1 protein-coding gene is annotated in these 828 nt (G+C 42.9%); it reads left to right on the top strand.

Annotation, left to right across the window (positions count from 1 at the left end; genetic code table 11):
* Positions 1-404: 404 nt before the first annotated feature.
* The coding region (ubiG, locus tag ACS8FD_RS18805) for a bifunctional 2-polyprenyl-6-hydroxyphenol methylase/3-demethylubiquinol 3-O-methyltransferase UbiG (RefSeq protein ID WP_439276970.1) at positions 405-828 on the top strand (424 nt) is incomplete at its 3' end.

Here is an 828-nt window from a genome sequence, read left to right as displayed (position 1 = left end):
AGAAAGCGCGAGGCGCAAGCTGCTTATCATAACGTAAAATAGGGCTGTTTGTGAACCGGATTCTTAATCTACCGTTGTAAAGCTGTTAGACATTATTTATGCAACCTTACCTATAAACAAATTAAACAGTTGTTTTTGACCTGTCAATCCATGATTGAGAGACATATTTCACTTGGCATAAGTTAACAATACCCCTCATAATCGGTCACGATGTCCTTACGCAAAATGCGCGCGCTCATGCTACCATAAAGCCCATGACAGCGCGTAATAACGCACAACAGATAAGTAATGCATAATAGATAAGTAATGACACTAAAGGAAACCTCATGAGCTCAGCCATTCCCCCTTCATCTAACGATCTTCAGTCAGATACGATGACAAACGACATCCCAGATAATACGGATATGACCGAAGTAGAAGCCACGCATACACAGAGGAACGCGTCTACCAATGTCGATCCAAGCGAAGTCGATAAGTTTAATAAACTTGCTAATGAATGGTGGGATAGTACGGGTGCATTTGCAACTTTGCACCATATCAATCCGCTACGTCTTAACTGGATAGAAGAAAACGTCAAAAGTGGCTATCAAAATAGCAATCAAGACGGTAATCAAAGTCATGACGCAAAGAAAACAGCTGAGATGGGTCTGAGTGGTAAAAAAGTATTGGATGTTGGCTGCGGGGGCGGCATATTAGCCGAATCGATGGCACGTCGCGGCGCTGATGTCACTGGTATCGATTTGGGTACTGAAAACTTAAAAGCGGCCAGCTTACATGCAGAGCAAAGCCATTTAGAAGACTGTTTACGTTATCAGCATGTACCCGTTG

This window comes from Psychrobacter sp. 1U2, from assembly GCF_051847575.1.
This window is presented reverse-complemented; position numbering and strand designations above follow the sequence as displayed.